Source organism: Bacillus sp. CH140a_4T (assembly GCF_008923725.1).
Lineage (GTDB): Bacteria > Bacillota > Bacilli > Bacillales > Bacillaceae_G > Bacillus_A.
Genome location: NZ_WBPF01000016.1, coordinates 327,724 through 340,177 on the forward strand (window position 1 = coordinate 327,724; position 12,454 = coordinate 340,177).

The window sequence follows — 12,454 nt, forward strand, 5'->3', positions numbered from 1 at the left end:
CTTCTAGATGCTCTACTTGTTTCACATTACTGATCAAACCAATTCCAAACCTCAATATCTCCAAGAGTCGCATAACGCACGTTCGGCGAGTTTTGTAATTTTAACAATTCTTTCGACGGGCCAGTAATGACAATGCCATATACTTTTACGCCGTTATCTTTTACATACTGGTAGCGCTTATCTAAGTTCAGATCTTTTTCACGAGTCCGAGTAGCTTCACTTACAGTTTTTTTATGTTCAGAAAGAATGTGCATCATTTCGATTACTTCATCTTCTTTTGTCTTCGGTCGTTTTGCTTCATTATCAGGGAGATTTATATGTTCTGGAAATCCAATCATATCTCCGCCATGTAGGATAAAATCGTTTTCATTTATTCTTTCTTGTCCTGTGTCTAAAGCGTACCATAAAGGAGTTGGCGGCATTTCTTGAGCTTCAAATGCGCTATATAGAATGGATTCGACTTCTTGTAAAGTGTAAGCTTTATCGAAAGATATCGCTACTTCTGCAACGGTCCCCTCATGTATCTTTCCAAGTGTATCCCAAACTTTTTTAGATGATTCTTTCAAAGAAGCTTCTTCCTTGATTTTTGGATGAACAAAGGAAAGTTTTTTTGAATAGGGTTTATTTTCCCAAGATGGATTTTTGGCAGTTACAGATGATAAGAAACTATGCGTTGTTACTGTGCCAATTGGAACTTCTTTTTTGCCGACAGTTTTAACTAAATTCATTTCATTTTCTGTACGAAAAAAGGGTTTTATTTTTGTACTGCCTCCAGTGGAACGACTATTTGGAATTGTTGCTTCTAGTGCGAGTGCTGGAATTTCATTTACTTCAGAAAAGTTTTTCATATTATTCGAATAGAAGTAAAAGGAAGATGAAAAATGACCAATAAAATAGATTGCTATACAAACGGCAAGGACAAAGCTAACGATTTGCCAACGCTGTTTCCATTTTATTTTCCAAAATGGGACTTTCAAATTTTGTGGTGGTAATCTTTTCTTTATCGGTTCACTCTTCGAAAGCAACTCATCTAAGTAAGCTTCACACTCTTCACATGTCTCAATATGACTTTCTAACTGCTCTTGTTCATCATGCGTGAGTGTTCCGTTTTCGTACTTCTCCCATAGTTTTTTAAACGCTGTACAACCCATCCTGATCACTCCTTTATGCTTTGCGTTTCTTTTCGTCCCCTGTGTAATTCAATTTTCACTTTCGCTAGTGAGAGACTAGTCATCTCTGCTATTTCCTTATACGAGAATCCGTAGTAATCTCGTAGTAGCAGGACATTTCGTCTTTCAAGGGGGAGAGAAGATAAACCGTCTAACCAACTAGCAATCTCATGTTTTACGAAATAAGAGTGCTCTGTACTTGGCACGTTTGGTAAATGGAATTCTTCAATTGTTGTTGTTTTATATCTTTTTTCTTTTCGATACCAATCGATAAAGGAGTTGTAGGCAATCGTAAATAACCACGGCCTAATTTCTTCTCCTTTATAATAGTCAATATGGACGAGCATTCGGTAAAATGTTTCTTGCATGAGATCTTCCGCATAGTGGGAATCTCCGGTTAGGGAGAGAAGATAGCGAAATAAATCTTGCATATGCTCGGAGTAAATTTCTTCTAATGATTGTTTGCGTTTCACTACATTTCCCTCCCTTCATACATAACAACGAAATACATATAAAAAAGTTACAATGTTTTATGGAATTATAGTAAAAAACGTCAAGAATTGGATAGGATTCTCTTTTATCATAATACATATAAGGCGGGTGAACAGAGATGGAAAGCTATGAAACACAAATTCAAAGGTCAATTGATTATATTGAGGAAGATGTAATGGAAAAACAGACGCTGCGTAATTTAGCACGTATTGCAGGTTTTTCTGAGTCGCATTTTCATCGTGTATTTCAGGCATTAGTAGGTGATACAGTAATGGAGTATGTTCGAAAGAGGAGGTTAGCCCGGGCAGCTTATCAACTTTCTCATACGGATGAAAAAGTTATTGATATCGCATTTGAGCATGGCTTTCAATCTCACGAAACGTTCACGAGGGCCTTTAAGAAATTATTTCAAATGACACCGAGTGAATATCGAAAACAAGAAATTGAAACGCCGATGTATTACAGCGTAAATGTAAAGCAAAGAAAATTAAATCCGTATTTAGGAGGCATACAAATGGAATATCGTATTGTAAATAAACCAGAATTTTTAATGGCAGGTTATGAACTGAAGACGACAAGTAAAGAAGGGAAGAACCATCAAGACATCCCAGCATTTTGGCAAGAATATTTACAAAAAGATCTTGGAACAACGATTCCGAATCGTAAAGATACGAGCCAATGGGTAGAGCTTGGATTATGTACTGATTTTAATTTAGAAACAGGCGACTTCACTTATATTATCGGAATGGAAGTTACAGGCTTTGAAAATGTACCAAACGAAGTTGCGAAGCGTACTTTCCCAGCAGCGACATATGCTGTATTTACAACGCCGAAAGTACCTCATGAAGAAATGGTATCGTCTATTCACCAAACGTGGAATGCTGTATTCTCAGAATGGTTCCCGCATTCAGGATACGAACATTGCGGCGTTAATGAATTTGAACTATACGATGAGCGTTCCCATGCAGATAAGAGTGAGTTTGCTCAAATTGAACTTTGGATACCAGTGAAGAAGAAATAATAGAAAGAAAAGCGAGCCACTGAGTGGTTCGCTTTTTTCATATAGGTTGCGATATTTGACGATTTTTGTCGGTAAGTCGATATATCTTGATTTGCGCCGATATATTTGAAAAATCGCTGATATAATTCGAGTTGCGCCGATATATTCAGAAAATCGCCGATATAATTTCATGTACCACCGAACTCCTCCATAAGAAAAGACGCCACATAGCGCCTTTTCTACGAGTGAAACGGGAACACAAGTGTAATCGTTGTTCCTTTTCCGAGTTCGCTATCAATAGAAATTGTTCCATTATGAGCATGAACGAGCTGTTTCGTAATGGCGAGGCCAAGTCCAGTTCCGATGTTGCTTTCTTCTGTATTGGTTCCTCTGTAATATCGCTCAAAGAGAAGTTCTTTCGTTTTATCATCCATTCCTTTTCCGTTATCTGAAATAGAGAGTGTAAATGAATTTTCATTTTGTGAAAGTTTTACGATGACGTTTGTCGTTTCATTATTATGTTTTACAGCGTTTACGAGTAAGTTTCCGATAATACGCTGGAACCATTTTTCTTCAATAAAATATTGAATTTTGTTTGAGCTCGGTACGAATTCAATATTTTGATTTTGAAGTGTCGGATTATTAATGAATTGTAATAATACTTTTTGGACGAATTGATTCATTTCAATATTTACATGTTGCGCAGGAAGACTGTTGTTTTTTAATTGATACGTTAAGCTTAAGTCATCAATTAATGCCGTCATATATTGAGATTTCTCTTTCATAACGCTGCCGAATTGTTGAATGTCACGATCGGTCCAGTTGTACTGCTGTGATTCTAGTAATAATGCGTAGCCATATATAGAGCTAAGTGGTGTTTTTAAATCATGTGTGAGTCCAGTAATCCATTCCTCACGTGTTTGTTGCAGTACTTGCCTCATTGCATCATTTTTTTTGAGTGTAATAGAAAGATGCTCTAGTGAATTTGTAACATCACTAAATAAACGGAATGACCATTTTTCTTTACCAGATCGCCGGAACCTGACAGGCTTTCCTTTTTTACTAACAGGCTCTTCGTACTTTCCACCAGCTATATTTTTAAGCCAGCGCATCGCATGTAATAACGGTTTTCCGAATTTATTACCGTACCAAATAGAAAGAATAACTAAATAAACAAATACGATAAGAAGGATTAGTACGCATCCGATTAGAAACTTTTTAGTAAATACATCGTCTATTTCATCATCTGGGTAGTAGTACTCATTTTTGGCAGTTACGACAAGAAGATGATTGCTATTTGTGTCGTAAAAGCTAGACGTGTTTTCTTTATGATTCCACGGTTCCTTTTCGCTAAGAGCAGCTTGTATGACAGAAAACGGTTTTTTCTTTCCATCTGGATAGGAGAATACTTCTTCGCCGCCACTATTAAAGATTTGAAGAGTAGCCTTTTCTTTAGAAAGTAACTGTTTTTCTTCTTCTGTTAATGTGAACGTATCTGTAGATACAGAAGGGTGCTCTTTCTGGATTGATTTCAGTAATACATTGCTTTTTAACGTACCGCCGTAAATAACAAGTACATTTTTTTCTTCTAATTCAATTTCCCAATATGTAAATGTATAAGGGCTTTCTATGTGATTCTGTATATATGAGAATAAAGATACTTTCGTATAAGATTTTGGTACGTCACTTGGCGTATTAAAGTGATAGAGAACTTTTCCATTTTTCTCTACAACTTGCATCCAATCATTTTTTTCTTTAATTAAGTCTTTTACTTCAGCTTTTAACGAAATATCGCCATCTTCTGAAGAGAGATATGTTGAAATCATAAAATTATCAGCATCTGGAATGTTCGGTTCGTATGAAGTACTCGTAACAAGAAAAATTAAATACGTGAAAGCAGCTACTACAGCAATCAAGAGTGTAACCAAAACAAATACGTGTTGCATGATAAACTGGATAATGAGTCGTTTATTAAAGTTCATATCGTCACCCTACTTTGTAATGAACTTATAGCCAAGTCCGCGTACAGTTTTTATATATTCTGGTTTACTTGGATCTTGTTCAATTTTTTCACGTAGTTTTCGAATGTGGACCATAACGGTATTATCATCGCCATTATAGGCAGGTGCTCCCCAAACTTTTTCGTATATTTCTTCTTTCGAAAATACGTAGTTCGGATTCTCGCAAAAGAAGAGTAGTAGCTGAAACAGCTGGGCGGAACATTCGACAACATGTCCATTTACTGTAAGTTCTGCGGAATATCGATCAATTTCAAATCTACCAAATGAACTGGAGTGTGCTTTTTGTTCGTGTGGTACGGCTTGTTTCATATGTCTACGGAGTTGTGCTTTCATACGAGCTACTACTTCAAGTGGATTAAATGGCTTCGTAATATAATCATCTGCACCTTGTGAAAATCCAGATATTTTATCTAAATCAGATGTTTTAGCTGTGAGGAAGAAAATAGGACAATCTGTTTTTTTGCGAATGATGGGACAAATATCAAAACCAGACTGACCAGGAAGCATGACATCTAAAATAATTAAATCGTAATCGTTTTGCTCGGTGAGAGATAAAGCTATTTCAGCGGATGTTGCAGTTGTAATATGAGAAAAACCTTCTTTTTCAAGAATGGTAGTTAGTAATTGTAAAATTGCTGTTTCATCATCAACGAGCAAAATATTTGCTTCATACATAAAAATCCCTCCTAATTTCCTCGAATATCATATCATCTTTCTGTAACTTATGGAATTTTTAAGGAAATTTTAAGGTTTTCTTTCTCAAAAAATTAAGAATCAAATGATATGATAAAAGTAACATAGGGGAGGAGATGAGTGTGAATCCGTTTCAAACGATGCGAGCTAGATATTTTTTAATTATATTTGCACTATTAACTTTAGTTGCAAGAGCCAGTAATGAATTGATAGAAAATACATTTCATATGCAAAATTCTACTTTTATAAATATTCTTATATTCTATATCCTTCCGATTACGTGGATTTTTTTTGAATATAGAAAACACCGTGTTTCCTTTTCGTTATTTATTAATAAAAATGAAACATTTAACCTGGTGCAAGTTTTATGCATTGCGATTATGTTATGCGTGTTTAGTTATGGGTATCTTATTTTGTACATGTATAGCTTTGCGTGGATTACACCGAAATTTATTATGAATGCGTTACGTGAACCGATTATAGATAGCACAGGGGGATATGTATACCAAGTTATTATGGTTGTATTCATCGCACCAATTATTGGTGAATTTATTTTTCGGGGATTTTTACTGCAACGTTTTGCAGCAAAATGGGGAACGAGTATAGCGATCATTGTAGTAGCGATGTTGTTTGCGTTGTTACACGTTGATTTCCTGGGTGCAGTTGTATTTAGCGTTGTACTATCAATCGTGTATATTCGTACGAATAGTTTACTCATGCCAATTGCTATTCACATGTTAAACAATGCATTTGTAATCGGTGCTTCTTTTCTAATAAATAAAGAAGAGATAATGAGTTTTGCAGATTTCTCAAATTATACGACGTTCTTTCCAGGACTTATTATTTTTATGACGGGATTAAACTTAGTACTCATCTTTTTATTTGTTAACCGCAAATATTGGAATAAAGAAATGCCAGCTATATATGTAGAGCAGGAAAAGAGTTTTTCAGACGTAGTCGGGGATAAGTAAGATGAAGAAAACGTTTGGAGAAATATTGAAAGACATTATAGAATCTACGTCACTTACAGATATGTGTGATAAAAGTGTTCGTCACTGGTTGCAACTTGTAGTAGATACGATTGTGTTTCCAGAGTATTACTTATTTTCTAGTACTCATTTAAAAGAAAATATTATTTGGTCTTATTGTAGAAGCAATGATGAAGCGTATCTTCAAAAAAATGAAGAGAAGTATATGTGGGTTCATAAAGTATTCGAGAAAGGAATGGGGGCTTTCCTTTTGTTTTATGGTATGCAAACTATCATTTACTTTATAGCTTTGAAACATCATTAATTCAAAATTTGAAAGGGATGTATAAAATTATATGAATGAAACAATATCATCAAATAAGTTTTTTTATTTGATTTTGCTTAGTATAGTACTGATCACGACAGTCAATGTTATTCTTCGCTGGGAGGAAGCTTATTTCTTTATGTATTTAGCACTCCATTTGTTAGGAGTATTATGTATAAGCGGCGGAATAGTTGCTGAAAAAAAGAGTGAAGAAAGCATTAATTATATGTGTGTGACCGGTCTTATTTTACTTTTAGCTGTACAGGGTATTATGAAATATAGTTCTTTTTCTTTACAAGATTTTAGTTTATTAATGGATGTACTTCCTTAAGGGGTGGCGTTATGTTATCTAAGAAGCAAATAGGATACGTACTAGTTTTAATTGGTTTTTTACGATTATTGTAACGACGTTATTTTTTCAAGAATATGAATATATCCGCTATATAAAAGGCGCTGGTTTCATATGCTGGGTTGTAAGTATATTTCTTATCCCAGAGTATGAACCGAAGAAAGTGTCTAAAGGTAGGTAAAACTCTTCTTTTTGTAGAAGAGTTTTTTTGGTGAATAGAAGGCTTTCGAGCAATTCGCATAATAAGCTTGTTCTAATTTAGCATGTACGAACTTACAATAATAATAGACAGGCAGCATAGAGGAGGGAATAGCGTGAGGAAGGTTATTGGGTGGTCGCTTTTTTTGTACGTTGGGTTTGCGTTGCTTATATATTGGTATTTATTTGGATGGAATCATGAACTAATTCCGGACATGTATAAAGGAACGAGTGCAGATCCAGAAACGTTTATGAATGCAAAAGAGCTTACGCTAAGCCAAGATTATTCGCGCGTGAAAAATTTACTGTACTTTTTAGCGACGCCTCTTGAATGGATTATTTTATTATTTGTACTTGTGCTCGGTGTTTCAAGAAAGTTTGAGAGATGGTCGAAGGAAACGACGAAAATAAGTGTCCTGCAAGTTGCGATTTATTTCTTTTATTTATCGTTACTCACAACAGTTCTTGCACTACCGATGCAATGGATTAGCCGAAAAGTGTCCGTTGATTACGGCATTTCAACGCAAAGTACACAAAGCTGGATAAAAGATCACGTTATCGGTTTTTGGGAAAGTTATGCGACGATGTTAATTGTAGTTGCCGTTCTTCTATGGCTTATCCGTAAATTTCCGAAGAGATGGTGGCTAGCAGGGTGGGCGCTCTCTGTACCATTTACAATTTTTTTAACATTCATACAGCCTGTCGTTATTGATCCACTTTATAACGACTTTTCGACGCTGAAAAATAAAGAATTAGAAACTAAAATTTTAGCGATAGCAGAAAAAGCTGACATTCCAGCTAAACATGTATATGAAGTAAATATGTCGGAAAAAACGAATGCATTAAATGCATATGTAACAGGAATTGGCCCTAACGCTCGTATTGTAATGTGGGATACAACGCTTAAGCAATTAAAAGATAAAGAGATTTTATTTATAATGGCCCATGAGATGGGGCATTATGTTATGAAACATATATATTGGGGCGTTGCGAGTTATATGTTGCTATCGTTTATAGGGATGTATCTCATTAGCCGTATTATAAATATGTGTATTCGAAAATGGGGAGATACACTGCAAATTTCAAAAGTAGCATGTTTTTCGATTTTACCTTTATTTTTCTTAATTTCTTCTGTACTCTCTTTTGCATCACAGCCAGCAACAAACTATGTTTCTCGTATAGAAGAACGAGCGGCAGATCAATATGCTTTAGACATGACGAAGGACGGAAAATCTGGTGTAAAAACGTTTCAATATTTATCAAAAACGAGTTTAAGTCAAGTAAATCCTCCTGCGTTAGTAAAGTTTTTCTTATACACACATCCACCAATTTTCGAAAGAATTCATACGTTTGAACAATATGAGAAACAAAGCAAAAAGAAGTAGCTATTATGCTACTTCTTTTTTATAGAGATATAAGTTTTATATTGGGAATATTTATCATTGCTTTTTATTGTGATTTTGTAAATAATAAGCTATAAAATTCTAAAAATCTATATATGAAGGAATAAAGGTGAAAAAATGTATTTTTTACAAAATTTAAAAGTGAAATATAAATTATTATCGCTTATTTCATTAGCAGTTTTGAGCATGGTAATTATGAGCGGTGTAGCAATTAATTCTATTAATAAGATTAAGCATGATACAGAGGTTGTAGTCGATGATTATCAATATTCTGCAATTTTATTAGAAGGAATGCTTCGTACACAAAATTCACTAGAATATAACTTGCTAGAATTAATTACAGCGTCACAAAATGAGGGGACAAATAAAGAAGGTATTATTGGTAATATTGAAAAGGATCTTAAAAAATATGAGTCTTTATTAAAAGAATATGATGATGGCTTTAATTTAAGTAAGCAAGAGGATGAACTGTTTCAGAAGATGAAGAAATTTTTACCAAGTTATATAGATGCATATAAAAATTTGTTTGAGAAAGCGAAGGTAACAAACGAGCCACAAATGGTAAACGAATTTCAGAAGGAATTAAAACCGAAGGGGGTAGAGTTAGCTGGATATGCGGTAGATCTAGAATCGTATGTTTCAAACTTAGCTGATCAAGTATTTAAAGATTCTCAAAAAATGATAGATCGATCTGTTGTCACTTTTATCATTCTTGTAGTAGTTACTACAATCATTATATGCATAGTAAGTTATATTATTGGTAAGCTTATAGTTGCTCCTTTACAAACTGTTAGTCGTATGATGGAAAGAGCAAAAGATGGGGATTTAACTGTACATGGTGAGTACAATGCTAAAGATGAATTAGGTGTATTAGTAAGTGATTTTAATGAAATGATTACAGGGTTAAGAACAAATATGAAAGAAGTAGATAATAATATTCAGCTTTTATTCCAACATGCAGACGGAGTGGTATCTGCATCAGAAGTATCTAGCAGTGCGGCGAAGAAAATAACGATGGATATTGAAGAAGTTGCAAATGGTGCAGAGAGTCAAATGCAAGCAATGGAACAAACTGCAGGTGCGATGGAAGAGTTGACACAAGGAATGCAGAGTATAGTGAATACATCATCATCTGTAAATGAATTGTCTGCTCAATCAGCATTAGATGCAGAGAGTGGTAATAAGTTAATGAAACAAATGATTCAACAGATGAATATAATCCAAAATTCAGTACATAGCGGTGTTAAACAAGTAGAGACTATGAAAGAACAATCAGAAGAAATTGTTAAAATCATTGATGTTATGCAAGGTATTGCCTCTCAGATTAACTTATTAGCATTAAATGCCGCAATTGAGGCTGCCCGTGCTGGGGAAAGTGGTAGAGGGTTTGCAATCGTGGCAGATGAAGTGCGGAAATTAGCGGAGCAATCTAGTAATTCTGCAAAACAAATTGAGAAGCTTATTACTCAAGTTATGGGAACAACGAGCAATACCGTAGATATGATGGGGAAAGTAGATAATGAGGTACAGGCAGGTACACAAGTAGTAATCCATACAGAAAAAGTATTTGGAAAAATTACAGAAAAAGTACAGCAAGTATCTGAGCAAATTCAAACGGTATCTATGTCTACAGATGAAATTGCAGCGAGCAGTGAGGAGATTTCGGCTTCTGCAGAAGACATAGCTCAAATTTCCCAAAGATCATCTGACCGAACTGATAGGGTAAAAGAGTCTATTCAACAACAAGAAAAATCTGTTCAAGAGATTTCGGTTTCAATTGAACATATGCATAACGCAGCAGGAGAATTAAAACAAATAGTTGCCCAGTTTACTCTTCAAAAGTAGTAGTATATTTAAGTTTTAACATAGAGAAATTCCTCTCAATAATAAAAAATCATCCTATATAAAAAAGGATGATTTTTTTATGGGAATTTTGTGCGGCTGTCACTTGTTATATTCTAATTTTTTACAATTTTCCGATTGTAATATATAATAATACGTAATGTTTTGGAGATTTCTCATTTGTAAAAGATAGGTTATAGGAGGAGAGAAAGGGTGTTCAATAAAAAATCAATGCCGGCTATAAAAATGATCCTTTCGATGTCTATTTTTGGATCAATTGGATTTTTTTCTGTTCAAACAGGTTTACCGTCTTTTGAATTAGTATTCGTTCGTTGCATTTGTGCGACTATATTTTTAGCATTATGTTGGCTCGTAACAGGACAGTATAAAAATGAGAAATGGAATAAAAAAGAGGTTATGCAAATATTAGCATGCGGTGTATTTCTCGTTTTTAACTGGGTATTTCTATTTAAAGCGTTTGAAGTTATGTCGATTACAATTGCGATTTCAGTTTACCATCTTGCACCCATTATCGTATTAATGATTGGTAGTATTGTATTTAAAGAGAGACTTACAGTGTTTGCAGTTATGTCCATTGTCATTTGTTTTATCGGAACCGTTTTAGTAGCTGGAGTAGATGGAAGTCTATCGCTTGAAAAAATGATGTCGTCTGGAATGGTATGGGCACTTCTTGCAGCATTATTTTATGCTTTTACTACTTTATTAGGAAAAGGAATTCAGCATACGAGCGCATATGCGATGACATTTTTACAAACTTTTTTAGGTATATTTTTATTGCTACCATTCGTAGATTTTGGCAAGTTTCAAGGGTTAACAGAAATGAACTGGATGATGATCACAGCGACAGGTCTTATACATACTGGATTTGTATATTACTTATTTTTTGACAGTTTAAGAGATTTATCGACGAGATTAATTTCTGTATTAGTGTTCTTAGATCCTGCGGTTGCAATACTATTAGATACAGTATTTACCGGGTTTAGACCGACTAGTATGCAAATAGTAGGGATTGTTCTTATATTTGTAGGGATGGCATTTACTTTTCGAAAAACGAAGGAAGAAAAAATAGCGATAAAAGAAAATTTGTATTCTGAATTTTAAATAATTTAATCCGCGTTCTATTGAAAATCCTCTTATTTTTTGTACAATATAAATGGTAGGAAAATAAAGGAAAAGGTAGATGAGAGAGATGAAAAAGCTAGTAAAGATAGCGACATCGTTAACATTAATGGGAGGAATATTTGTAGGTGCGAACGGTGTGTCTGCAAATACAGATGTTATCCAGAAATCTAGCCCTAATATTATGATAGAATTTGATGATGTACCAACAGGTCATTGGGCATATGATGAAATTACGAATTTAGTATATCATCGAATTATGTATGGATATGGAAATGGTAAGTTTGGTGTAGAAGATCATATAACACGTGAACAAGCGGCGGCAGTATTATACCGCGCACTTCATGTAAAAGGAAGTGCGATTAATGGGAATCCATATGGAGATATTAGTACGAAATCAACCATGTTCCCTTACGAAATTTTACGCTTAACACAGCTTGGTATTTTTAAAGGAGACGAAAATGGGGATTTCCGTCCAAAAGCAACAATGACTCGTGCAGAGTTATCGCAAATTTTAACAAAAGCATATGAGTTGAACACAAAGCGTCCGCATACATTTACAGATATACAAGAAAACTATTGGGCAAGAGATGCAATTAGTGCACTGCAGTCTAATAAAGTTGTCGTTGGAACGGGAGATGGCAAGTTCGAGCCTGAAATGCTCGTTACACGCGGGCAATTTGCGAAGTTTTTACAACGAGCAATTGATAATTCTCCAGGGAAAATGGAATAGATAAAGAGAAAGCTCATACATTTCCAAATGCAGTAGAAAATCATTGGGCGATATGCGAAGTTTTTACATAAAGCGATGATAGTATATCGTTTAAACAACTAATCTATTATGCTAGGAAAAC

The 12,454-nt window shown here is 34.6% G+C and carries 11 protein-coding genes and 3 pseudogenes; 10 read left to right on the forward strand and 4 right to left on the reverse strand.

Annotated features, from left to right (window positions below):
- Positions 1–26: 26 nt before the first annotated feature.
- Both F8162_RS17135 and F8162_RS17140 read right to left on the reverse strand, forming a co-directional pair.
- Positions 27–1,151, reverse strand: a complete 1,125-nt coding sequence (locus tag F8162_RS17135; protein ID WP_151631362.1) for an anti-sigma factor — start codon at positions 1,149–1,151, stop codon at positions 27–29.
- A 5-nt stretch (positions 1,152–1,156) separates the two neighbouring features.
- Positions 1,157–1,642: an RNA polymerase sigma factor gene (locus tag F8162_RS17140; protein WP_151631361.1), complete on the reverse strand. Its 486-nt coding sequence runs from the start codon at positions 1,640–1,642 to the stop codon at positions 1,157–1,159.
- Positions 1,643–1,779: 137 nt separating this feature from the next.
- On the opposite strand from F8162_RS17140, the gene F8162_RS17145 reads away from it, so the two are divergent.
- Positions 1,780–2,682, forward strand: coding sequence for an AraC family transcriptional regulator (locus F8162_RS17145; RefSeq protein ID WP_087957680.1), 903 nt, complete (start codon positions 1,780–1,782; stop codon positions 2,680–2,682).
- A gap of 218 nt (positions 2,683–2,900) precedes the next feature.
- On the opposite strand, the gene F8162_RS17150 is transcribed toward F8162_RS17145, so the two are convergent.
- Both F8162_RS17150 and F8162_RS17155 read right to left on the reverse strand, forming a co-directional pair.
- Positions 2,901–4,643: a sensor histidine kinase gene (locus tag F8162_RS17150; protein WP_151631360.1), complete on the reverse strand. Its 1,743-nt coding sequence runs from the start codon at positions 4,641–4,643 to the stop codon at positions 2,901–2,903.
- Positions 4,644–4,652: 9 nt separating this feature from the next.
- Entirely contained in the window at positions 4,653–5,357 is a 705-nt protein-coding gene (locus F8162_RS17155) for a response regulator transcription factor (protein WP_151631359.1), read from the reverse strand.
- Between the two features lie 134 nt (positions 5,358–5,491).
- Between F8162_RS17155 and F8162_RS17160 the strand changes: the two genes are divergently transcribed.
- The 9 genes and pseudogenes from F8162_RS17160 to F8162_RS17195 all read left to right on the forward strand — a co-directional run bounded on the left by F8162_RS17160 (position 5,492) and on the right by F8162_RS17195 (position 12,333).
- A complete protein-coding gene (locus F8162_RS17160) occupies positions 5,492–6,346 on the forward strand; it encodes a CPBP family intramembrane glutamic endopeptidase (RefSeq protein WP_151631358.1) in 855 nt (284 codons plus the stop codon).
- 1 nt (position 6,347) lies between these two features.
- Positions 6,348–6,668, forward strand: a pseudogene (locus F8162_RS17165) (hypothetical protein).
- A 31-nt stretch (positions 6,669–6,699) separates the two neighbouring features.
- Entirely contained in the window at positions 6,700–6,999 is a 300-nt protein-coding gene (locus F8162_RS17170) for a hypothetical protein (protein ID WP_151631357.1), read from the forward strand.
- An 11-nt stretch (positions 7,000–7,010) separates the two neighbouring features.
- A pseudogene (locus F8162_RS17175) lies at positions 7,011–7,198 on the forward strand (hypothetical protein).
- A gap of 133 nt (positions 7,199–7,331) precedes the next feature.
- A complete protein-coding gene (locus F8162_RS17180; RefSeq protein ID WP_151631356.1) occupies positions 7,332–8,600 on the forward strand; it encodes a M48 family metallopeptidase in 1,269 nt (422 codons plus the stop codon).
- 135 nt (positions 8,601–8,735) lie between these two features.
- A pseudogene (locus F8162_RS29460) lies at positions 8,736–9,515 on the forward strand (MCP four helix bundle domain-containing protein); the annotation flags it as partial.
- A gap of 156 nt (positions 9,516–9,671) precedes the next feature.
- Positions 9,672–10,463 (forward strand): methyl-accepting chemotaxis protein, encoded by a 792-nt coding sequence (locus F8162_RS29465; RefSeq protein WP_413226576.1) that lies wholly within the window; start codon positions 9,672–9,674, stop codon positions 10,461–10,463.
- 210 nt (positions 10,464–10,673) lie between these two features.
- A complete protein-coding gene (locus F8162_RS17190; protein ID WP_151631354.1) occupies positions 10,674–11,582 on the forward strand; it encodes a DMT family transporter in 909 nt (302 codons plus the stop codon).
- 79 nt (positions 11,583–11,661) lie between these two features.
- Complete coding sequence (locus tag F8162_RS17195) at positions 11,662–12,333, forward strand: S-layer homology domain-containing protein (RefSeq protein ID WP_151631353.1); 672 nt, start codon at positions 11,662–11,664, stop codon at positions 12,331–12,333.
- The last annotated feature ends 121 nt before the right edge of the window (positions 12,334–12,454 follow it).

Excerpts from the sequence above, each read along its gene's own strand:
- F8162_RS17135 (WP_151631362.1), bottom strand. The coding sequence starts at position 1,151 with ATGGGTTGTACAGCGTTTAAAAAACTATGGGAGAAGTACGAAAACGGA.
- F8162_RS17145 (WP_087957680.1), top strand. The coding sequence starts at position 1,780 with ATGGAAAGCTATGAAACACAAATTCAAAGGTCAATTGATTATATTGAG.
- F8162_RS17150 (WP_151631360.1), bottom strand. The coding sequence starts at position 4,643 with ATGAACTTTAATAAACGACTCATTATCCAGTTTATCATGCAACACGTA.
- F8162_RS17155 (WP_151631359.1), bottom strand. The coding sequence starts at position 5,357 with ATGTATGAAGCAAATATTTTGCTCGTTGATGATGAAACAGCAATTTTA.
- F8162_RS17160 (WP_151631358.1), top strand. The coding sequence starts at position 5,492 with ATGAGTGTGAATCCGTTTCAAACGATGCGAGCTAGATATTTTTTAATT.
- F8162_RS17170 (WP_151631357.1), top strand. The coding sequence starts at position 6,700 with ATGAATGAAACAATATCATCAAATAAGTTTTTTTATTTGATTTTGCTT.
- F8162_RS29465 (WP_413226576.1), top strand. The coding sequence starts at position 9,672 with ATGCAAGCAATGGAACAAACTGCAGGTGCGATGGAAGAGTTGACACAA.
- F8162_RS17195 (WP_151631353.1), top strand. The coding sequence starts at position 11,662 with ATGAGAGAGATGAAAAAGCTAGTAAAGATAGCGACATCGTTAACATTA.